At 72.5% G+C, this 19,437-nt stretch carries 25 protein-coding genes and 1 pseudogene; 10 read left to right on the plus strand and 16 right to left on the minus strand.

All coding sequences use genetic code 11. From position 1 onward, the window contains the following. Positions 1 to 114 precede the first annotated feature (114 nt). Positions 115 to 549 (plus strand): VOC family protein, encoded by a 435-nt coding sequence (locus ACTWM8_RS17855; RefSeq protein ID WP_446210015.1) that lies wholly within the window; start codon positions 115 to 117, stop codon positions 547 to 549. Positions 550 to 716: 167 nt separating this feature from the next. On the opposite strand, the gene ACTWM8_RS17860 is transcribed toward ACTWM8_RS17855, so the two are convergent. The 4 genes from ACTWM8_RS17860 to ACTWM8_RS17875 all read right to left on the minus strand — a co-directional run bounded on the left by ACTWM8_RS17860 (position 717) and on the right by ACTWM8_RS17875 (position 3,451). Next, positions 717 to 1,709 carry a DUF1152 domain-containing protein gene (locus tag ACTWM8_RS17860; protein ID WP_446214587.1) on the minus strand — a complete coding sequence of 331 codons (993 nt, stop codon included), beginning with the start codon at positions 1,707 to 1,709 and terminating at the stop codon, positions 717 to 719. A gap of 149 nt (positions 1,710 to 1,858) precedes the next feature. Further along, positions 1,859 to 2,407 carry a GNAT family N-acetyltransferase gene (locus ACTWM8_RS17865; protein WP_446210016.1) on the minus strand — a complete coding sequence of 183 codons (549 nt, stop codon included), beginning with the start codon at positions 2,405 to 2,407 and terminating at the stop codon, positions 1,859 to 1,861. Between the two features lie 55 nt (positions 2,408 to 2,462). After that, positions 2,463 to 2,654 (minus strand): DUF397 domain-containing protein, encoded by a 192-nt coding sequence (locus tag ACTWM8_RS17870; protein WP_446210017.1) that lies wholly within the window; start codon positions 2,652 to 2,654, stop codon positions 2,463 to 2,465. After that, positions 2,645 to 3,451, minus strand: coding sequence for a helix-turn-helix domain-containing protein (locus ACTWM8_RS17875; RefSeq protein WP_446210018.1), 807 nt, complete (start codon positions 3,449 to 3,451; stop codon positions 2,645 to 2,647). Before ACTWM8_RS17875 ends, ACTWM8_RS17870 begins: the two co-directional genes overlap by 10 nt. A 390-nt stretch (positions 3,452 to 3,841) precedes the next feature. Here ACTWM8_RS17875 and ACTWM8_RS17880 point away from each other — a divergent pair, with 390 nt between their 5' ends. Together ACTWM8_RS17880 and ACTWM8_RS17885 are read left to right on the plus strand one after the other, a co-directional pair. Next, the gene (locus tag ACTWM8_RS17880; protein ID WP_446210019.1) at positions 3,842 to 4,057 is read left to right on the plus strand and encodes a hypothetical protein; all 216 of its coding nucleotides are present in this window, start codon (positions 3,842 to 3,844) and stop codon (positions 4,055 to 4,057) included. Continuing rightward, a complete protein-coding gene (locus tag ACTWM8_RS17885) occupies positions 4,054 to 4,302 on the plus strand; it encodes a flavin reductase (RefSeq protein WP_446210020.1) in 249 nt (82 codons plus the stop codon). Before ACTWM8_RS17880 ends, ACTWM8_RS17885 begins: the two co-directional genes overlap by 4 nt. A gap of 79 nt (positions 4,303 to 4,381) precedes the next feature. On the opposite strand, the gene ACTWM8_RS17890 is transcribed toward ACTWM8_RS17885, so the two are convergent. Further along, entirely contained in the window at positions 4,382 to 4,900 is a 519-nt protein-coding gene (locus tag ACTWM8_RS17890; RefSeq protein ID WP_446210021.1) for a hypothetical protein, read from the minus strand. A 47-nt stretch (positions 4,901 to 4,947) separates the two neighbouring features. After that, entirely contained in the window at positions 4,948 to 5,457 is a 510-nt protein-coding gene (locus ACTWM8_RS17895; RefSeq protein ID WP_446210022.1) for an SLOG cluster 4 domain-containing protein, read from the minus strand. Between the two features lie 101 nt (positions 5,458 to 5,558). Between ACTWM8_RS17895 and ACTWM8_RS17900 the strand changes: the two genes are divergently transcribed. Beyond that, the gene (locus ACTWM8_RS17900) at positions 5,559 to 6,137 is read left to right on the plus strand and encodes a hypothetical protein (protein WP_446210023.1); all 579 of its coding nucleotides are present in this window, start codon (positions 5,559 to 5,561) and stop codon (positions 6,135 to 6,137) included. Positions 6,138 to 6,181: 44 nt separating this feature from the next. Here ACTWM8_RS17900 and ACTWM8_RS17905 read toward each other — a convergent pair whose 3' ends face one another. Next, positions 6,182 to 7,201: a S1 family peptidase gene (locus ACTWM8_RS17905; protein ID WP_446210024.1), complete on the minus strand. Its 1,020-nt coding sequence runs from the start codon at positions 7,199 to 7,201 to the stop codon at positions 6,182 to 6,184. Positions 7,202 to 7,580: 379 nt separating this feature from the next. Here ACTWM8_RS17905 and ACTWM8_RS17910 point away from each other — a divergent pair, with 379 nt between their 5' ends. The 6 genes from ACTWM8_RS17910 to ACTWM8_RS17935 all read left to right on the plus strand — a co-directional run bounded on the left by ACTWM8_RS17910 (position 7,581) and on the right by ACTWM8_RS17935 (position 11,135). Then, entirely contained in the window at positions 7,581 to 8,252 is a 672-nt protein-coding gene (locus ACTWM8_RS17910) for a hypothetical protein (protein ID WP_446210025.1), read from the plus strand. Positions 8,253 to 8,258: 6 nt separating this feature from the next. After that, positions 8,259 to 8,828 (plus strand): MauE/DoxX family redox-associated membrane protein, encoded by a 570-nt coding sequence (locus tag ACTWM8_RS17915; protein WP_446210026.1) that lies wholly within the window; start codon positions 8,259 to 8,261, stop codon positions 8,826 to 8,828. After that, positions 8,825 to 9,364: a hypothetical protein gene (locus ACTWM8_RS17920; protein ID WP_446210027.1), complete on the plus strand. Its 540-nt coding sequence runs from the start codon at positions 8,825 to 8,827 to the stop codon at positions 9,362 to 9,364. Before ACTWM8_RS17915 ends, ACTWM8_RS17920 begins: the two co-directional genes overlap by 4 nt. Then, positions 9,361 to 10,374 (plus strand): peptidoglycan-binding domain-containing protein, encoded by a 1,014-nt coding sequence (locus tag ACTWM8_RS17925; RefSeq protein ID WP_446210028.1) that lies wholly within the window; start codon positions 9,361 to 9,363, stop codon positions 10,372 to 10,374. Before ACTWM8_RS17920 ends, ACTWM8_RS17925 begins: the two co-directional genes overlap by 4 nt. Further along, positions 10,371 to 10,550, plus strand: a complete 180-nt coding sequence (locus tag ACTWM8_RS17930; protein ID WP_446210029.1) for a hypothetical protein — start codon at positions 10,371 to 10,373, stop codon at positions 10,548 to 10,550. The genes ACTWM8_RS17925 and ACTWM8_RS17930 overlap by 4 nt, the downstream gene beginning before the upstream one ends. Before the next feature lie 114 nt (positions 10,551 to 10,664). After that, a complete protein-coding gene (locus ACTWM8_RS17935; protein WP_446210030.1) occupies positions 10,665 to 11,135 on the plus strand; it encodes a hypothetical protein in 471 nt (156 codons plus the stop codon). A gap of 32 nt (positions 11,136 to 11,167) precedes the next feature. On the opposite strand, the gene ACTWM8_RS17940 is transcribed toward ACTWM8_RS17935, so the two are convergent. From ACTWM8_RS17940 to ACTWM8_RS17980, 9 genes and pseudogenes are all read right to left on the minus strand, one after another. After that, positions 11,168 to 11,734 carry a hypothetical protein gene (locus ACTWM8_RS17940; protein WP_446210031.1) on the minus strand — a complete coding sequence of 189 codons (567 nt, stop codon included), beginning with the start codon at positions 11,732 to 11,734 and terminating at the stop codon, positions 11,168 to 11,170. A 119-nt stretch (positions 11,735 to 11,853) separates the two neighbouring features. After that, positions 11,854 to 12,822 carry a hypothetical protein gene (locus tag ACTWM8_RS17945; RefSeq protein WP_446210032.1) on the minus strand — a complete coding sequence of 323 codons (969 nt, stop codon included), beginning with the start codon at positions 12,820 to 12,822 and terminating at the stop codon, positions 11,854 to 11,856. A gap of 240 nt (positions 12,823 to 13,062) precedes the next feature. Next, positions 13,063 to 13,689, minus strand: a complete 627-nt coding sequence (locus tag ACTWM8_RS17950; protein ID WP_446210033.1) for a TetR/AcrR family transcriptional regulator — start codon at positions 13,687 to 13,689, stop codon at positions 13,063 to 13,065. A gap of 85 nt (positions 13,690 to 13,774) precedes the next feature. Then, positions 13,775 to 14,095, minus strand: coding sequence for a DMT family transporter (locus ACTWM8_RS17955; RefSeq protein ID WP_154936427.1), 321 nt, complete (start codon positions 14,093 to 14,095; stop codon positions 13,775 to 13,777). Positions 14,096 to 14,156: 61 nt separating this feature from the next. Continuing rightward, entirely contained in the window at positions 14,157 to 15,404 is a 1,248-nt protein-coding gene (locus ACTWM8_RS17960) for a beta-ketoacyl synthase N-terminal-like domain-containing protein (RefSeq protein WP_446214588.1), read from the minus strand. Between the two features lie 14 nt (positions 15,405 to 15,418). After that, the gene (locus ACTWM8_RS17965; protein ID WP_446210034.1) at positions 15,419 to 16,687 is read right to left on the minus strand and encodes a beta-ketoacyl-[acyl-carrier-protein] synthase family protein; all 1,269 of its coding nucleotides are present in this window, start codon (positions 16,685 to 16,687) and stop codon (positions 15,419 to 15,421) included. Next, complete coding sequence (locus tag ACTWM8_RS17970; RefSeq protein ID WP_154936425.1) at positions 16,684 to 17,088, minus strand: cupin domain-containing protein; 405 nt, start codon at positions 17,086 to 17,088, stop codon at positions 16,684 to 16,686. Before ACTWM8_RS17970 ends, ACTWM8_RS17965 begins: the two co-directional genes overlap by 4 nt. Further along, positions 17,081 to 17,791 carry an SRPBCC family protein gene (locus tag ACTWM8_RS17975; protein WP_446210035.1) on the minus strand — a complete coding sequence of 237 codons (711 nt, stop codon included), beginning with the start codon at positions 17,789 to 17,791 and terminating at the stop codon, positions 17,081 to 17,083. The genes ACTWM8_RS17970 and ACTWM8_RS17975 overlap by 8 nt, the downstream gene beginning before the upstream one ends. A gap of 297 nt (positions 17,792 to 18,088) precedes the next feature. Further along, a pseudogene (locus ACTWM8_RS17980) lies at positions 18,089 to 19,435 on the minus strand (acetyl-CoA carboxylase biotin carboxylase subunit); the annotation flags it as partial. Between the last annotated feature and the right edge of the window lie 2 nt (positions 19,436 to 19,437).

Raw genomic sequence — 19,437 nt, forward strand, 5'->3', positions numbered from 1 at the left:
TCATCCCACGGCTCAAGGTCCCACTCAGCTTCAAGAGTCGGCCACATGCGCCACAACCCAGCCAGGGGCGGGGCCCGTGGAGACGACGAAGGACCCCGCCTCTAGGGTGGACCGATGGCGTCGGTCAAGCAGATCCAAGTCACCTTCGACTGCGCAGAACCTGAGCGCGTCGCTCGTTTCTGGTGCGAGGTGTTGGGGTACGTCGTACCGCCGCCACCGGAGGGGTTTGCTACTTGGGACGATTTCGATCGCGCGCTGCCGCCTGAGCATCAGGGTTCAGCGTTCGCATGCATTGATCCCTCAGGTGTGGGCCCGCGGCTGTTCTTCCAGCGCGTTCCCGAAGGCAAGGTCGTCAAGAATCGGCTGCATCTTGACGTGCGGGTCGGCACCGGGCTCGTGGGTGAAGAGCGCCTGGCCGCACTTGAGGCCGAATGCGCACGACTGGTCCCGCTCGGCGCGGTACGCGTGCGGCTACTGCCTGCCGATGGCGACAACGAGTCGTGCCTCGTGATGCAGGACGTCGAGGGCAACGAGTTCTGTCTCGACTGAGTGGCCGCGAACGTGGCACCTTCGCGAGTCGACTGGTGCAGTTCGCCATCACGAGGGTCGCCGTCCCGCGGCGCGCGATCGACGATTGACCGCGGGGGCCGAGACCGCCACGTCAGACGGCGGTGTCCGCACGCGCCGCCCGGAGACCGGCCCCGCCGTGCGGGCGTTCAGTGGGGAAACGCGCGGGGGACGCGTGCGCTGAGGAGTTCGTCGCGGAACGCTTGGATGCGCGTGATGACCTGTCGCCTGCCGATGGTGTTCTCGATGCGGTCGAGGTACAGGCATCGGGCGGCGAGTTTGTCGAGGTCGACGGTGAAGTAGATCGCCATCAGCGGGTTGATGAACAGGTCGCCGCCGTCGGTGCGCCGGGTGAACCGGACGTCTCCGAACGCGCCGCTGGTGGCGGCGGCGATCTGTCCTTGGACGATGCTCGGCCGGTCCGGGGTGGCGGCCTGAGCGTCGGCGACAGCATCGCGGTACAGCGCCGCCTCCCGGCTCGATCCGGGGATGGACAGGGCACCGAGGTAGCCGCCGTCGCGGTCGAGCGCGGCGAGGTTCTCCAGCACCTGGACGTGGTTGACGCCGTCGTAGGCGTCGATGCCGAAGCCGAGACTGGTCACCAGCTTGACCGGTACGTCCAGCGCGGCCACGGCGGCCAGGCTGGTGATGTCCTCCACCGGGGTGCCGAGATCGCTTTCGTCGCCGCGCAGCAGGACATCGGTGCCACCATCGACCAGCACCACCGCATCGATGTCGAGGTGTTCGACCAGGTGCCGGTACGCCGCCCGTAACGGCTGGACACCGAGCGGCGGAAAGGCGTACACGGTTGACGGCAGCTCCTGAGCCGCCAGCCACCGGGCGAGCGTCCGTTCGGGGAAGTACCAGTCCGGGCTGGTGGTGTCCGGTTGCACCGCCGCGACGTCCTTCGCTACCCACGCGTCCCGGTCGATCAACTCGAGCTGGGAGAAGGACAGGCTGGCCAGGTGCACCTGTGCGCCGCCGCGCCACAGGGCGAACGCCAAGGGCAGGCCGGCGTACACGTCGAACCCCCCGCCCGCTCCGGCGATGAGGATGCTCCGCGCCGGAGCCAGCGCGGCAAACAGCGGCGGAACGGCCAACGAGAACGCACCGGGGTCGGCCGGCAGCACGGCAGGGTTCATCACCGCTCAATGATCAGCCACGCCCGTGCTGTCCAAGCCACGTGGCCCATCGCGACGGGCAGCAACGATCGGGGTGTACGCACATGGCGCGATTGAGGCCGACGACCGATCGGTGGCCTCGTGGATCCGCTGCGCTGTCGAGCACGAGCTCAACCGGACGGCGTGACCGAGGACCACACGCCGAACCACTGCTCGGCGCCGTAGCCCTCGTACCGCTCCACCTCGGTGAACCCCAGCTTTGCCGCGAGGCGCATCGAGCGCTCGTTGGCGGTCTGGGTGCGCAGCACCACCCGCTCGCCGGGAAGCGCGTCGGCGAACCAGTCGAGTGCCGCTGCGCACGCCTCGGCGCCGTACCCGCATCCCCACGCCTCCGGCAGGAACAGGTAGCCGAGCTCGGCCTCCCCGACATCCGGACGGACGTGCCCCGGACTCTCCGCGTCGTGCCGATCGAGCTTGACCATGCCGATCATCGCTCCGTCGAGATCGATCACGAAAAGGCCAGGCCGCCCTTCGGATATCTCGGGCACCCCGTGCTCGAGCTCATCACGCGGTCGAGGGCCACCGAGGTAGGTATGCACCTCCGGTGAGGCGAGCAACTCGATGAACGCCGCACGGTCCCGGGCCTCGGGCTCACGGAGCACGAGCCGCTCGGTCCTGATCGGGGCAGGTGGCCAAGCGACGGGTCCGAGCTCAGTCATGGCGGGCAACCTACCAATGGATCTCCCGATCCGGCGCTCTCGTGCTCGGGGTCGGTCAGGCCCGCTCGGCCACCCGGGCGACGAACGCCCGCCAGGCGGCCGGCGAGAAGGTCAGCGCCGGACCGGCCGGGTCCTTGGAATCCCGCACCCCGACGACGCCGGGCACGTTGTCGGCGACCTCGACACACGCGCCGCCGTTGGTGGAAGAGCGGGATGACTTCCGCCAATTGGCACCGGTCATGTCCATGTCTTTGCCGCTTCCGTGAGAACGTCGAGAGTCAGGCCGAGCGGGAGGGCCTCGCCCCGGACCGCGTCCCAGGACAGCCCAAGGCTAGCAACCTCCTCGGCCTGTCCCACGATCTGCGCCGCAAGCTGGTTGTCGACGTAGCCGGCCCGAGACCCGTCCGGCAGGTCGGCGATGATGAACGCCCCGGCCAGGCCCGAGTACATGCCAGCCGACGTCGGGACGATGTGCAACTGGATATGCGGCTGTTCGGCGCATGCGATGAGGTGCTGCAACTGCTCGGCCATCACGTCCGCGCCGCCGCATGCCCGTCGGACGACCATCTCGTCCAGGACCACGAACAGCTGCGGGGCGGGTTCGCGGGCGAGGACGGCTTGCCGCTCCATGCGCGCCGCGACCCGCTGGTCGAGTTCCGAGGTGGGCACCCGTGCCGCCCGGAACGTTGCACGGGCATACCCCTCGGTCTGCAGGAGGCCGGGCACGAAAGCGTGCTCGTACCAGCGCAACGCGGTCGCCTCGCGCTCGATCTCGATCCACTCGCGTAGCCAGATCGGCGCGGCGTCGCCCGTGACCAACTCATCCCAGAGGGTCGCGAAGTAGCCGTCCGCGCCCAGCGCGTCGTCGACCGCTGTCAGGTAGGGCCGAGTGGGCGGCTTCGTACCGGTTTCGATCGCGCTCACCTGGGAGTCGGAGCAGAAGACGCGCTCGCCCAGCTGGGCTTGAGTCAGCCCCGCAGCCGTCCGCCGTCGCCGCAGCTCGCGCAGAAGGTACTCCGACGGCGAGATTCCCACGGCTTCCACGCCCTTCCACTGTCTCCCACGGGGTTCCTCACCCGCCTCCAACTGACCGCCACGCTCCGCGATCCTGCGGTCACTGTTTCGAGCGTATGGGGCGGCCGTCCAGGGTGGAAGCCAGGACGGCGCGGCCGGTGGAGGAGACGAAACCCGGCGGTCGCGTCCGTGGCGGGGCCGCCCCGGCGAGGGCGGGGTGGCCCCATCTCCAACGCCGACAGACAGGGGAGAACCGTGCCCAAGGACAAGCCGCAGCCCGAGCAGAAGCCGAGCCGGCCATCAGCACCGCCACCGCCACGCGTACCGGGTCCGATCGGTCCACTCGTCCCGCCGTTCCGAGGGCCCGGCCGGGTGAACGCAACACCCGGGGCACCGCTCGCTGCTGTCCTGGGACCGGCCATGAGGCCTGGAGCCACCATCACGGTCCCGGAGGCCGACTACGCCTTCGGTGCGGGCCCGTTGCGCATGCGCGTCGAGGAGGTGATCGGCCAGGCCACGCACGGCGGCGAGCGCTGGGCCGAGTTGCGTGGGCACGACGTACGGTCGGACGGGTCGGTGGACCCCCGCGAGCGGTACGCCTCCGTGCGGGTCGACCGGGTCACGGTGATCGCATGATCGAGCAGGCGACCCGGCACGTTCCCCTGCGGCCGATGTGGCTGTGTCGCGTCGACGCCCATCCCTGGCCGTGCGCCTCGGCGAAGCTCGACCTGCTCGACGCGTACGCGGACAACCGGCACGGGCTGCGGCACCACCTGTCGGAGCTGAAGGACGAGGCCGAGGACGACATCGCCCAGCTCGACAGCGGCAATCGCCCCCACCTGACCGACCGTTTCCTGTCCTGGGTCCGCCCGCACGGCTGACCCTCCACAGCCCCGTGAACGGTGGCACGGGACGGGTCTCGGGCCGGGGCGGTGCCGACGACGGCACGACCCGTCGACGTCAGGCGCCGGGGTCGTGGTCCACGTCGGAGCGGAAGTAGACGACACCGCTGGCCCGATCCAGCCAGTACCAGGCCGACGCGTCGTCCGCCCCCGCGTCGAAGCGCGCGTCCAGCGCCGGCCCCCACCACCAGTCGGGGCGGGACGGCAGCCACGGCGACAGCCGCGCGTCGGGCGCGACGGGATCCCCGGCGTCCGGTGCCGTCAGTCGTGTCAACGCGGCCACGTCGGCGACCCGGGCGACACCCTCGCGGGCCAGTCGCAGGGCACCCGGGCTGAGGTCGCAGAGGCCGCCGTCGACCCGCTGCACCCAGTGCACCTCCAGGATCGCGCCGAGCGGTGCCACCTCCCGGGCGACCGGCGCGACGTCGGTGTGTAGCGGCGCGGCGACCGCCGCCTCCCGCTCGGCGCAGCTCGCCCCCGAGAACGACGGGCCGAGTCCGACCGCGCAGAGCCCGACCATGACGACGGTCCAGAGCGCGACCGGCCACGCGCCACGGGCCCACCGCCTCACCGACACGGCCGCCGGGGAATCGCCGACCGACAACACCTGATCATGGGAGGAGGCTACGCCCGACGCGCCGGACCGGACTCGCCGTCGCCGGGCCGGTCCGCCAGCGCCACACCGACCGCCTCCTCCGGCGTGTCGACGTGGCGTGGGCCGGACACCGGCGCCCCGGTGGCGTCCACCACCCGCCAGCCGCCGAGCACCACCACCGGCACCCCGCTCCGGCGCATCGCCAGCGCCACCTCGCTGAGGGTGCCCCAGGAGCCGCCCACCGCGATCACCGCGTCGGCGCTCCACACCAGGACGGCGTTGCGGGCCTGTCCCAGGTTGGTCAGCAGCGTCGCCGACGCGTCGGCGACCGGGCCGGGGGCGGTGCCGTCGTCGGGGCGTACCGCGATGACCAGGCCGTGGTGGGCCCGGGCGCCGGCGGCGACCGCGGCCATCACCCCGCCGCCACCTCCGCAGAGGACGGTCGCGCCGCACGCGGCGAGCAGCTCCCCCACCCGGCGGGCGTGGGCCAGCTCGGCCGGCGTCGCCGACGCCGGGCCGCAGACCGCCACCTGCACCACCCGGCCTCACCCCCACGGCGAGATTAGCGCCGGGCGCGGCCACCCCGCCGGTACGCCACGAGAACGCCGACCGTAGACCGGCACTCGTACCATCCCCGGGCATGGGGCGTGACCTGGCGGAAACACCAGCACAACGGCGACGCGGTGGCTTCGATTGGCAGCTGTTCCTCATCGTCGGCGGGTTCGCCGGATTCCTCGGAGTGCTCGGCCTACTGCTGCTCGTGCAGGGGGTGGGCGCCACCCTCGCCGAATACGCCGGGTCGCCCGGCCAGGTGCGGGTCACCCGGTGTGTCCCGTTCGAAGGAAAGAACGAGGGGTGGACCTGCACCGGGGAGTTCGTGGCCGACGGCGGAGAGTTCCGCATCGCCGAGGTGACGATTGAGCCGTACCTGGAGGAACGCCCGGTCGGCCCGGTCCCGGCGCGAGTCGTCGACCAGAACTCCGACGATGCCTGGATCCCGAGCCTGGTGCCGCTCACCGCCGGCGGCGGCGGCCTCGCGTTCCTGGGTATGGCCGGGTGGGTCGTCTGGGGGGTGTTCCGTCCCGACGACCCGGAGGAGAACCTGTCGAAGCGGGCCCGCCGGCGTCTGGAACGGCAGCGGCGCGGCGCGGCCGGCCCGCCGCAGCTGGGCAACCGGGCCCGCAGCCGACGCCGCAGGCGACGCCGGTCCGCCACGTGAGGTGGCTCCCCGGTGTGCACACCGGGGAGCCACCTGGGCCGGGGTCAGAAGACGGCGACGCCGTACTTGCTCAGGGCCTCCTTGACCGGCTGGAAGAAGGTCTGGCCGCCGGTGCGGCAGTTGCCACTCCCGCCGGAGGTCAGGCCGAGCGCCGTGCTGCCGGCGTAGAGCGGACCGCCGCTGTCGCCCGGCTCGGCGCAGACGTTGGTGGCGATCATGCCGCGCACGGTGCCCTCGGCGTACCGGACGGTGGCGTTGAGGCCGGTCACCGTGCCGCTGTGGGTGCCGGTGGTGCTGCCGCGGCGGGTCACCGACTGGCCGACGTACGCGTCACCGGCGGCGGTGATGTCCTGCGAGCCGACGGAGCCGTCGATGGCGATCGAGGTGTTGGTGTAGCGGACGATGCCGTAGTCGTTGCCGGGGAAGCTGCTTCCGGTCCGGTCGCCGAGCTTGGTGCTCAGCGCCGAGTTGGCGTACCAGCTCGCCGACAGGTTGGTGCAGTGCCCGGCGGTGAGGAAGTAGTAGGTGCTGCCGCTGCGCACGTTGAAGCCGAGCGAGCAGCGGTAGCCGCCGCCGTAGATGGCGTCGCCGCCGGAGATCCGCATGCTCAGCGTCCCGGCCAGGTCGGTCGTGCGCGCGCTGCCGCCGGAGGCGGCCACGGCGGCCCCGATGCGGGCCCGGTCGGCGGCGCTGACCGTGCTGTCCACGCCGACCACGACCTGGTTGGTCACCGGGTCGACGTACGTCGCGGTGCCGGTGACGCCGAGGTCCACCCGGGACTGCGCGCGCTCCAGCGCGGCGGTGCTGCGGGTGACCAGGCGGGCCTGCCCGCCGGCGGCCCGGACCGTGGCGGCGGCCCGCGCGTCGGTCACGGCGACGACGGTACGCCCGGAGGCGTCGACGTAGGAGCCGGCGGTGCGGTCGGCGCCGAGCGCGGCCGTGAGGGTGGCGGCCCGGTCGGCGGACAGGGGTGCCGGGGCGGCGTGCGCCGGTGCCGCGGCGACGGCGCCGGTGAGCAGGGCGACGGTGACGGCGGACATCACGCCACGTCGAGTGAGTTCCACGCGTTCCTCCCGGGGAGGGCTGGACGGCCGGGTCGGCCGATCGATGACTGCACATGTTTCTCGCGGGTGCCGGGTCGGATCCAGGCTGCCGGCGCGGTTGTTCACCCGGGGTCGGACCGGACGTGGCCGCGTAACGCGCAAAAATCGATGGACGCTGTTGGAAGGGGTCCCTGCCGGATCCCGCGTGGAATTGATGAGCACATGACGACAGCCAGTGAGAGCCGGCATGAATGATTGCCGGGGTGCGGTGACACGAGCAGGCACATTGGGCTTGTCAGAGATAGTTGTGGCGCGGATGATGTGAGGCCACCACATGCCGTACCCACGGGGGGAGGTGGTGGGGATGGTAGCCGCGGCGGCATCTGTCGCACACCGCGCCATGGACGGCCGGCGGTTCCGGCTCAGCGGCCCACTCGATTTCAGCGCGCCGTTCACCTCGGTGGTCGAGCTGACCATCGCCGGCCGGCGGCACGAGTTCACGGCCGGCTCGGTCGGCCTGGCCGACGAAGTGGCACAGGCGCTCGGCGTCGACGACTTCGACGAGAAGCTGACCTATCAGGGCGGCACCCTGTTGACGGCGCGCGCCCGGTCGTACGACGCGCAGATCCGGCTGACCGAGGACCGGCTGGTGGCGGCGTGGCGAGGGCGCCGATACTGCTTCGTCACCCAGTTGTACGGCGCCTCGACCACGCAGCTGCTCGCGATGCTGCGGACACTGCGGATCACGGAGCACGACGACGGCGTCATCGTGCGCCCCGACACCAGGGCCGGCAGCCGGTTCGCGGTGCCGGCGACCGTGATCAAGCAGGTGCCCGGGCTCGGCCTGCTGGACATGACGCCGCTCACCGCGGAGCGCACGCGACAGTTGCCGTCGTGGCGAGGGTTGCGGACCCAGGCGGGAGAACTCTTCCGGGACACCCTCTCGGACGGCAGGCCCTACTTCGTGCTCGCCGCCTCGGACACCTGGGTGACTGTGCTGCCACTGGCCGACACGGTGCTCGACCGGGTACCGGACCTGGTGGGCCGGCTACGCGTCCAGTCGGCCGAGTAGGTCGTCGTGTCCGCTCTGGTGGCCAGCGTCGCGGCGTACACCGTGCTGCTCACCCTGCTCCTCGCCTGCGGTGAGCACCTCTCGAAGCCGGCGGCGCTGTCGACAGCGCTGGCCGCCCACCGGGTGGTTCCCGCGCCGTCCACCGTCGCGGCGGTGGTCATCGCGGCCGAGGGCCTGCTCGGCGTGGCCGGAGTCGTCGCCCTGCTCCGCGACGACGGTGGCCGGCTGCTGGGCGTGGTCCTGGCCGGCAGCGTCGCACTGCTCGCCACATACGCGGGTTACGGCTGGTACGTCCGGTCGACCGGGCGGGCCGTCCCCTGCGGGTGCTCACGGGTCGAAGTGCCGATGACCGGCTGGGTGGTGGCGCGCGCGTCCACGCTCGCCGGCCTGGCTCTGCTCGGATCACTTCTCTCCGGCGCGGTCGTGCCGGTGGGCCGAGCCGGCGCCTCACTCACCATCGTCCTGCTCGCCGCGGCGACGTTCACCGCGCTCCTGGCGCACCTGCCCGCCGCCATGCACGACCCGACCCCGGACCGGCCGGCGGCCGGGGTGACCCGAGGAGGCGTACCCGGATGAGTTTCCAGACGAGCGCGCTGATCCTGAGCTGGATCGCGATCCTGCTGCTGGCCCTCGTGGTGTCCGGCCTGGTACGTCAGGTGCACGCCCTGTCCACCGGCACCGTCGGCCGCCCCGGGTCCGTCGGCCTGCGGCCCGGCTCGCCGGCGCCCCGGTTCCGCGACCTGGCGCCGCCGTCCCCGGCCACCCTGGTCCTGCTCTTTCTGGATCCCGGCTGCACGACCTGCGACCAGCTGCTCGACGCGGCCGCCGAACACGTCCGACGGACCGACGTCGTGCTTCGGGTCCTCTACCGCGACACCGTCCCGCCACGAGCGGCGGACCTGCCGATGACCGTCCTCGGCGAGCAGGCGGACCTGTTCGACCGGTACGACGCGATCGCCACCCCGTTCGCGGTCGTGATCGACGCGACCGGCCGGATCCGACGGTCCGAGCCCGTCGGCTCCGGGGTGGCGCTGCGCCACCTGCTCGACGAGGTCGACAACCTGTCCGGCGACGACACCGTCCACTCGATCCGACGGGGAGGCACGCGATGACCACCCTCGACGCGGTGCCCGCGCTGCGGGGAACGGACCCGGGTACCGGCACCGCGTCCCGGCGGCGGCCGTCGGCGAGCCGGACCAGGAGTGGTCTGACCATGTCCTGGGCGTTGTCCCGCCGCACGCTGCTGCAGGCCGGCACCGCGCTGGGGATGGCCGCGCTGAGCATCTTCCCGGCGGCACGCCGCGCCTACGCCGACGGATACGACATCTACGGCAGCTGCCCGAGCTACGCCAGCGACCACAACTGTTCCCCCGGCTGCGGTCCGAGCCCGATCTTCGCCGCCGCCTGCAACACCAGCGGGACGAACACGGGCTTCCACAAGAACGACGGCACGACCTGGATCCTGCGGCCGAACCAGTGCTACGCCGGCACGTACGACGGCTGGCTGTGGCGCTACCAGGGCGCGTGCGGCGCGTGCGCCTGCTCGGTGGAGCGCCGCTGCCACGACGGGTACCGGCAGACCAGCTCGGGCTGGGTGCGGTCGATCTGCCGCTGGAACACCGACTGCGGGTGCCTCACCTCGGTCAGCTGGCCCACCACCAGGCGTGGCCAGGCCGGCCCGAACGTCTACACGGTGCAGCACCTGCTGACCGCGTGGCACTACTCCACCACGGTGGACGGCAGCTTCGGCAGCAGTACCGAGACCAGGGTGAAGCAGTTCCAGTCGGCCAGGGGAATCCCGGCGACCGGCGTCGTCGACGCCCAGACCTGGCCCGTCCTCGTGGCCACCGTGTCCACCGGCGGAATCACGGTGAGCCGGGTGGTCGACCCCCGGCCGCGGATGCCCATCCGCGGGGCCACCGTGCACCATCCGTACGCCGGACACGTCGTGCGTGGCGTGCAGCGGCAACTCAACAAGCACGCGTACGGGCTGGCTGTCGACGGGGTCTTCGGATCGGGGACGGAATCCGCGGTACGCGACTTCCAGCGGCAGAACGGGCTCGAGGTCAACGGCGTCGTGGGACAGAGCACCTGGCGTACGCTCACCGGCGGCGCCGTATGACGGGTCAGCCGCCACCCGTACGACCCGTTCGGCGGCTGCGCCGCTGGGCCACCGACCCGCTCGTACCCGTCCTGCTGCTCACCGCCGGCGCGATGCTCGCCGCCACCTCCGGGCACGTGCTCACCTGGGCGGTGCTCGGCGGGCTGGCCGGCTACACGCTCTCCGGCTCGGTTTGAACCCGCAACAGCGCGTACGCGCTAGCCTCGCCCGGGCGGCGAGATCGGCATCCGCAGGGGAAGCTCCTCACCCTGTTCGTCCTGGGGCTGCTCGCCGGTGGCCTGCTCAGCGGGGTGGTCCTCGGGGCGCTCTCCGGGCTGTCGGCGCCGCTGCCGGTGTCCTGGCGGTATGCGGCCGTCGTGGCGGTGGCGCTGCTGGGAGTGCTCCGGGACGCCAAGGTGGTGAGCATCCCCCTGCCGCAGAATGCCCGTCAGGTGCCGCAGGACGTGCTGCGGCCCAGCCCGCGGCGCGGAGCGCTGCGATTCGGATTCGAACTCGGCACCGGCGTGCGGACGTACCTGTCCGCCACCGCCCCGTACGTGCTCGCGGTCGCGGTCCTCCTCGCCGGTCAGCGCCTGGAGCTCGCCGCACTCGCCGGCATCGGTTTCGGCGCGGGACGCGCCGCCACCCCGCTCATCCGCCGCGCCTCCGGGGCGGTCGAGGGCTGGGACGGCGACCTGCCCGCACGACTCCGCACCATCACCGTCACCGGGTGCGCCGCGCTCGCCGCCGCCTTCGGCCTGCTCTTCCTGCACCAGGTGTAGCACCACCGCCGCCGCCTCCGGCAACTCACCCTTCACCGCTGAGCGTTGAGAAATCCGACGGCGGTGGCGGTCCACCAGCCGGCCTGGGAGATCACCATGACCAGGGTCGCCGTCAGCAGGACCCCGCGCGGTGGATCGTTTCCGTTCAGTTCCGCCAACCGCTCCTGCACCTGCCGCGCGAAGAGACCATTGATCGCCACGGCCAACACCGCGACCAGTTTGACGACGGTCCACGGTGCGGACGTGTCGGGGGCGAGAACCACACCGCTGGCCGTCAGGCCGCCCAGGCCGAGCCAGACCGGCGTGTGGACGCCGTACGCGACCTGCACGACGGTCGCCAGCTCCCGGCGTCGTAGCAGCCACATCAGAGCGAACCAGTCCAGCGTCAACACCGCGCCGAAGCCCAGCACCAGCGCGGCGAGGTGGACGAAGAGCGCGACCTGCCGAACGCTCGCACTCGTGCGCAGGTGCGGGGCGACAAGGAACACCGCCGCCCAGACAACCAACAGCGCCAGCGCCAGGAGACCCCACGTGGTCCGGCGCCAGGGCCGGGAGCGGCGCAACCGGGTGGCGGGGGCGCTCCCATCCAGAGCTGACATGGCACTCTCCGCAGGTCGGAACCGTCGTACAGGGCAAGGGTTGGTGGCTGACGCCGGAGGGGCATGGGCGGGCCGTGTACCGCGCCGGCCCGCCCACCCGAGGTCGGTCGATCGCGCCGTCAGCCCTTCGCGATCCAGCCGGTCATGATGCCCATGACGTTCTCGTGGGGATGGTCGGCGACGTAGTGGGCCGCGACCTCCAGGACATCACCCCGGTGGATGGTCGTGATCGGAGAGCCGGCGCAGGGTGGGGCGCTGGAGATCTCCGGGTTGCCGTGGGGGTCGATGAACTCCGGTGAGCCACCTGACACCACGGTGACCGCGCATATTCGTTGACCCGTGGTGACGTTGGTGGTCGTGATGGTCCTGCCGCCGTGGTGCAGGTGACCCTTCATGTAGACGATCCGACCGTTCACCGTCGACGTCCACCGTGAGGTTCGGGTGACACTGCCGGCGGGGACGTCGAAGGTGGGGTTGAGGCAGCTGACCACGTCCAACCACATCGGGGTGACCGGCGTCAGTCGCCGCGCGGCCTCGCCGGTGACATAGGTGTACTCAAGGGAGATGTAGACGCTCTTCTTCTCGTGGGCATGGTTCATCAGGTCGTACACCATGCTCCAGCGGTCGCCCGAGTCGATCCGCATGCCGTAGCCGGCGGGCAACGTCACCGGGGTCCGTTCGTTGCCCGTCGAGAACACGCGCTTCGGACCCAGTCCGCCGAGACGGCACACCAGGTCCGGCTCGCCGAGCTGGCCGATGACCGCGTGGTGCAGCATCGGACCGGTGTTGACGTTCGCGTTCCGGCCGTCCTCGTACACCAGGTTCGGCTTGATCGCCGTCACCATGCACTGCACGCACGGCTTGGCGATGTCGAGGGTCAGTCGGTTCCCGGTGGTGCCCATCTCGTCGTGGGTGTGGCCGGTGGCGGCGGGAAGAGTCCACGGGCCGTACCGGATGGTCCTCGTCTCAGTCGCGCCGACCTGCTGCTCGCGACTGTCCCCGGCGCTCGCCACCGGGATGTCGACGACCGCGGTACCGGCGACGGCGACCGCGAGAGCCACTGTCAATGTCAGCCTACGCACAGACACCATGTCCTCCTTTGGATGGCTCCACCCGAACGGCCCATATACGGACATACATGGCTACTAACCGTTCGGTAACTGCCTTCTGCCAGGATGGCCACCACAACGATTGATGTCAATGGATGGCGAGGTGCCGACACGGCGGAGGGAACCGCTGGGGCCCAGGGCTCGACGTCATGCGGGACCAGGTGACGACGGGCGGGAGGCGCTGGGAGGCGAGGACGGCGAGCCGGAAGTCCTGCCTGCCTACGCCCGATCCTCGTCCACCGGCAGCCCGTGATGGCGGGCGAGCGCCAGCAGGGCGACGCACAGCTGTTGTACGGGCAGCGGCGTCACCGGACCGTCGAACCAGCGCGCCATCGCGGTCCCGCCGACCACGCTCAGCATGAAGCGGGCGAGTTCGTCGGCGACGGCCGGGCGGTCGGCGAGGCCGAAGACGTGGCCGAGCGAATCGATGGCCCACTGCCGCAGGGCCAACCGGTACTGCCGCAGCTCCGCGATGGCCGCGGCACCCATGCCCTCCTCGAGCATGCCGAGACCGAGCAGCAGCCGTAGGTCGTGTGGATGATGCTCGAACGCGGCGCTGGCGCCGTCGAGGAACGCGGTGAGCCGCTCCCCCACCGTGTCGCCGGGCGGCCGGGCCCCCGGGAGCGAGCCGACGAGGTGCTGGCGGGCACGGCGGAGCACGGCGAGGTAGATCCCGTCCTTGCTGCCGAAGTGCCAGTAGATCGAGCTGACCGGTGCCCCGGAGGCGGCGGAGATCTTCGAGATGGAGGTACCGGCGTAGCCGAGCCGCGCCATCAGTGCCGTGGCGGCGTCGAGGATCGCGTCGCGGGAGGGCACCTGGGCGCCGTGGAGGGCGGCGTCCTGCATGGCCTCGAGCCTAGTGCCGCGGCCTTTCACCGGCCTGCTCCGCCGAGGTTCACCTGATCCAGATCCGCGATCGACGGCACCGTCCTCAGTGCGCGCCGCCGAGGTTGAGCACCACCACCCCGGCGATGACCAGGCCGACGCCGACCACCTTGGTCACGCTCAGCGGCTCGCCGAGGAAGACCGCGCCGATGGCCACGATCGCCGCGGTGCCGAGCCCGGACCACACGGCGTACGCCACCCCGACCGGGATGTCCCGCACCGCCAAGGCGAGCAGCAGGAACGCCGCCAGGTACGACCCGGCGAGGCCGAGCGTCGGCCAGAGCCGGGTGAATCCGTCGGTGGCCTTGAGCAGGCTGGTGCCGAACACCTCGGCGGAGATCGCGAGCAGCAGGAACAGGTACGCCATGCCCGCGATCCTCCGCCATCCCGGTCGGCGGCGGGTCACCTCGGGGCGCGGCCCTGGTGCCCTACTCCCCCGACTCTCTCGGCGCCGGTGGCGCCCCGCGCAGCACCAGCGCGCTGTTGAACCCGTCGAAGCCGCGCGCGCCCACCAGGGCGACCCGGTGGCGCGGCTGCCGGGGCATACGCAGGAAGTCCAGCTCGCAGCCGGGCGCCGGCTCCCGGGGCCCGGCCGACGCGGGCAGCTCGTCGTGCCGGAAGGCGAGCAGCGCGGTGGCCACGTCCAGCGCCGACCCGCCCTGGTGGGCCCGGCCGGTCAGCGGCTTCTGGGTGGTTACCGGCGGCGGCCGGTCGCCGAAGACGGCGCGCAGCGCCTCGGCCTCGCCGCGGTCGTAGCGGGGCACCCCCAGCGCGTCGGGCAGCACCACGTCCACCTCGTCGGCGGTGACGCCGGCCCGGTCCAGGGCCAGCCGCATCGCCCGGGCGTACTGGTCCGGGTCGCCGGCGGTGTCGGGGCCGGTGTGCGCGGCGTCGTGGGTGGCCGCCCACCCGCTGACCTCGCCGTAGATCCGGGCACCCCGGGCCAGCGCGTGGCCCAGCTCCTCCACCACGAAGACCGCCCCGCCCTCGGAGGGCACGTACCCACCGGCCGAGCGGTCGAACGGCCGGTACGCCTCCGGGTCGGCGCCGTCGCTGAGCAGCCCGGAGCGGAGCTGGCAGGCCAGCGCGTACGGGCTCAGCGGGCACTCGGTCGCCCCGGCGATCACCACCGGGGTGCCCCGGCGCACGGTGCGCACCGCGTGGGCGAGGCTGTCCAGGCCGCCGGCGGTCTCGGCGACCAGCACCCCGCACGGTCCCTTGAACTGGTGGTGGATGGAGAGCTGCCCGACGCTGGCGGCGTAGAACCAGGCGATCGACTGGTACGCCCCGACGGTGCGGGTCGACCCGCCCCAGAGCCGTTGCAGCTCCCGCTGCCCGAACAGGTTGCCCCCCGACGAGCTGGCCAGGGTGACCGCCCACCCGTACGGATCGGGGGCCCGCTCGGGCAGGCCGGCGTCGGCCAGCGCCAGCCGGGTGGCGGCGAAGCCGAGGTGGGTCCACCGGTCGGTCTGCACCAGCTGCCGGTTGTCGGCGTACGCCGCCGCGTCGAAGTCGGCGACCTCGCCGGCGACCCGGGTCGGGTAGCTCGCCGGGTCGAACAGGGTGATCGGGCCGGTGCGCCGGATGCCGTCGCGCACCGTGCGCCAGTGCGCGTCGACGCCGATGCCGCTGGGCGCCACCACCCCGATGCCGGTGACCACCGCCCGGGCGCTCACCCCGCCCGGGCCGGTCACGCCGCCACCGCCAGCCGGCGGAAGAGCATCGCCGACTGGAAGCCGCCGAAGCCGCTACCCACCGAGAGCGCCACGTCCACCGGCGTCTCCCGGGCCACGTTGGGCACGTAGTCCAGGTCGCACTCCGGGTCCCGGGTGGCCCAGTTGGCGGTGGGCGGCACCACGCCGTACTCGATCGCCAGGGCGCAGGCGGCCATCTCGATCGAGCCGATCGCGCCGAGCGAGTGCCCGACCATACTCTTGATCGAGCTGACCGGCACCCGGTACGCAGCCTCGCCGAGCGCCCGCTTGAACGCCGCCGTCTCGTGCCGGTCGTTCTGCCGGGTGCCGGAGCCGTGCGCGCTGATGTAGGAGACGTCCGACGGGGACAGCCGCGCCTGCCACAGCGTGTCGCTGATGGCCAGCGCCATCTCGACCCCGTCGGGCCGCAGCCCGGTCATGTGGAAGCCGTTGCTGCGGCTGGCATACCCGGCCAGTTCGCAGTAGACGTGCGCGCCGCGCCGGCGGGCGTGTTCCCACTCCTCCAGCACCAGCACCGCGGCGCCCTCGGCGAGGACGAAGCCGTGCCGGTCGGCGTCGAACGGCCGGGAGGCGTGCGCCGGGTCGTCGTTGTCCGGGCTGGTCGCCTTGATCGCGTCGAACGAGGCGACGGTGACCGGGGAGATGGGCGAGTCGGCGGCACCGGCGAGCACCACGTCGGCCTCGCCGTCGACGATCAGCTGGTGGGCGTACCCGATGGCGTCGATGCCGGAGGTGCAGCCGGTGGAGATCACCTGGGCGGGGCCGTGCAGCCCGTGCCGGCAGGCCACGTCGGCGGCCAGGCTGCTCGGCACCAGGGCCTGGTAGAGGTACGGCCCGCCGAGGGCGTGGTCGACCAGCCAGTGCCGGCCGGAGTCGCTGACCCGGACGTACTCCTGTTCCAGGGCCATGGTGCCGCCGACGGCGCTGCCGAGCACCACCCCGGTCACCTGCCGGTCGGCGTCGGTGAGGTCCAGGCCGCTGTCGGCCAGGGCCTCGGCGGAGCAGGCCAGGGCGAACTGCACGTACCGGTCGGCGCGCTGCCGCTCGGCGAGGGTGAGCCCGGCGGCGTCGGCGTCGAAGTCGCACTCGGCGGCGATCTGGGAGCGGAACGGCGACGGGTCGAAGAAGCTGATCCGCCGGGTCGCCGTCCGCCCCTCGGTGATGGTCTTCCAGAACCTGTCCCGGGTGGCGCCGCCCGGCGCGACCACCCCGACGCCGGTGACGACCGTGCGGCGCCCGGTCACGACGCGCCCCGCTGCTCGACCAGTTCGGTGTCGACGTGGCCGAGTTCCGGACGGGGCGCGAGGGGGCCGAGGTGGAAGACCACCTCGGCGGGCTCGTCGCCGGTGTTGCGCAGCCGGTGCCGGACGTTGCGGGGCACGAACAGCGCCTCGCCGGCCGCCAGCTCCACCGGCTCGTCGTCCAGGTCGACGGTGATGGCACCCCGCGCGACGTACAGGAACTCCTCGCTGTAGGGGTGGTAGTGCTCGGCGATCCGTTCCCCGGAGGCGAGCGCCGCCACCCCCATGAAGCCCGACGTGCTGCCGACGGTCTTCGGGCCGAGCAGCACCCGCAGTTCCCCGCCGCGGCGCCGGTCGGCGGTCACGTCGCGGGCGGCGACCAGTCCGGTGGTGATCTCACTCATCGTCGCCTCCCGCGTACGCCCGCTCGATCCGCTCCTTGATGACGGCCAGCTGCACCCGGCTGTTGGCGTTGATCCGGGCGGTCATGCCGGCGTTGTCCACCGGCGCGGTCGGCTTCATCGCGAAGTCCTGCACCCAGGTCATCCGGACGCCCTCGGGTTCCTCGGTGTAGCGCCAGTGGATCCGCATGTACTCGAACGGCCCGGTCTCCACCCGGTGCGCCCGCACCTGGCGGCTGGCCGGATCGGTGGTGCGTTCGCTGACCCAGCTCCAGGCGATCCCGTTCTCGTCCGGGTGCATGGTGAGCCGGAAGCGGACGGTGTCGCCCTCTTGGTGCAGGATCTCCACCGCGGCGTACTCGGTGAACAGGTCGGTCCAGTGCGCCACGTCGTTGGTGATCTCCCAGACCAGCGGCAGGGGCGCGGCGATGACGATGCTGTTCTCGGTGTGGCCGGGTGGCTGGGCGCGGCGGGCGACCAGGTCGGCGACGGCGGGGATGCTGAGCTGCCCGGCCTGCTCGGGGATCTGCACCCGCCACCGGTCGGCCACCACGGCGGAGAGTTCCAGCAGGGCCAGCGAGTCCATGCCCAGCTCCTCCAGTGAGGCGGCGGGGGCGCGGGCGGCCGCGTCGGCGTCCAGGCCGCAGTGCGCCACCAGGATGTCGGTGATCTCGGTGGTGAGCGGCTGGCCGTGGGTGACGGTCATCGGGGTCCTCCTCGGAAGCGGTCAGGACTGGTCGGTGGCCGGTGCCGCGGTGGCGGCGACCGGACGGGCGGTAGGGCGGGGTCCGGGTACGGTCCCGCCGGGTCGGGCCGGGAGCGCGGCCCCGACGACGGCGGGACGCGTGGCGGGGTGCGCCGGGGGTGGTGGCGCGGCCGGTGCCGCCGGTGCGCCGGCCTCGGACCGCGGCGCGCCGGCTCCGGCCGACGATGCCGCTGGCGGGCAAGCCTCGGGCGGAACGGCGACCGTGGGCGGTGGTGGGGTGGTCCCGGCCGGGTGCCGTTCGGCGAGCAGGCGGTCGACCAGGGAGGTGGTGTAGCGGCCCTTGCGGAAGGCGGGGTCGTCGAGCACCCGCCGGACGAACGGGATGGTGGTGCGCACTCCCGGCCCGGCGATGTCGAACTCCTCCAGGGCGCGTTCCAGCCGGTTCAACGCCAGCTCCCGGTCCGGCGCCCAGACCGCCACCTTGGCCAGCAAGGAGTCGTAGTACGGCCCGACCAGGTAGCCGGGGTGCCCGTGGGTGTCGACCCGGGTGAACGGGCCGCCGGGCGGCAGGAAGCGCTCCAGCCGGCCCGGGGTGGGGGCGAAGTCGCGGTCGGGGTCCTCGACGTTGACCCGGCACTCCACCGCCACCCCGTGCGGCCGGACGTCCTCCTGCCGCAGCCGCAACGGCAACCCGGCGGCGATGTGCAGCTGCTCGTGGACCAGGTCGATGCCGGTGATCATCTCGGTGACCGGGTGTTCGACCTGGATCCGGCAGTTGATCTCCAGGAAGTGGAACGCCTCCTCGGCGTCCACCAGGAACTCCATCGTGCCGGCGCCGGTGAAACCGACCTCGAGCGCGCCGCGCAGGGCGGTCTCCGCGATCGTCTCCAGCGTCCGGGCGGACAGCGCCGGCGCGGGGGCCTCCTCCACCAGCTTCTGGTGCCGCCGCTGCACCGAGCAGTCCCGGGTGCCCAGGTGCACGCCGTTGCCGTGCCCGTCGCAGAGCAGTTGCACCTCGACGTGCCGGGCCTCGGTCAGGTAGCGCTCGACGTACACCCGGTCGTCGCCGAAGGCGGCCTGCGCCGCCGCGCGGGTCCGGGCGTACGCCCGGGGCAGCTCGGCCGGGCACCGGACCACGGTCATCCCCCGGCCGCCGCCGCCGGCCGCCGCCTTCACGATCACCGGGTAGCCCACCTCGGCGGCGACCTCGGCCGCCCGTTCGGCGGTCGGCACCGGGCTGACGCTGCCCGGCGGCAACGGCAGCCCCGCCCGGCTCATCAGCGCCCGGGCCGAGGACTTGTCGCCGAGCGCGGCCATCACCTGCGGCGGCGGGCCGATGAAGACCAGCCCGTTGTCGGCGCAGATCTCGGCGAAGTCGGCGTCCTCGGAGAGGAACCCGTAGCCGGGGTGCACGGCCTGCGCCCCGACCAGGCGGGCGGCCTCCACGATGGCCGCGGCGTTGAGGTAGCTGCGCCGGCTCGCCGCCGGTCCGATCAGGACCGCCTCGTCGGCCAGCCGGACCGGGGCCGAGTCGGCGTCCGCGGTGGAGTAGACCACCGCCGTCCGCACGCCCAGCTCCCGGCAGGCGCGCAGCACCCGCAGCGCGATCTCACCCCGGTTGGCGATGAGCACCTTCTCGAACATCC

It is taken from the genome of Micromonospora sp. IBSANI012 (assembly GCF_052814045.1).